The following is a 553-nucleotide window of genomic DNA, read 5'->3' as shown; positions in this document are numbered from 1 at the left end:
GCGTGCCTGCGGCGGCAACTACCTGGCCCTGGAGAACGGTGCGCCGACTGGCTTCAACCCGTTCCAGTGCGAGAACAACGAGTCGAACGTGCAGTTCCTGGCCGACCTGATCAAGGTGCTGGCCGGCAAGCGCGAGTACAGTGCCCGTGAGGAAGAGGACATCTACCGCGCAGTGGAGAGCATGCTCGATACGCCGATGCACCTGCGCAACATGACCAACTTCCAGAAGAGCCTGCCCAACATGGGCGATGACGGTCTCTACGCGCGCATGCGCCGCTGGACCTCGGGCAATTCGCTGGGCTGGGTGTTCGACAACCCGGTCGATACCGTTGATCTCAGCAAGGCCAACATCATCGGGTTCGATTACACCGACATCATCGACAACCCTGAAGTGCGCGTGCCGGTCATCAATTACCTGCTGCACCGCCTGGAGTCGCTGATCGACGGCCGTCCGCTGATCTACGTGATGGACGAGTTCTGGAAGATCCTGGACGGCGAGGGTGGCCTGAAGGAGTTCGCGAAGAACAAGCAGAAGACCATCCGTAAGCAGAAC

1 pseudogene is annotated in these 553 nt (G+C 60.4%); it reads left to right on the top strand.

Going from position 1 to position 553, the window contains the following annotated elements:
• Window positions 1–553 (top strand): annotated as a pseudogene (locus DAI20_RS20080) (VirB4 family type IV secretion/conjugal transfer ATPase); the annotation flags it as partial.

This window comes from Planctomonas deserti, from assembly GCF_003067705.1.
In the GTDB taxonomy this organism is placed as follows: Bacteria; Actinomycetota; Actinomycetes; order Actinomycetales; family Microbacteriaceae; genus Planctomonas; species Planctomonas deserti.
This window is presented reverse-complemented; position numbering and strand designations above follow the sequence as displayed.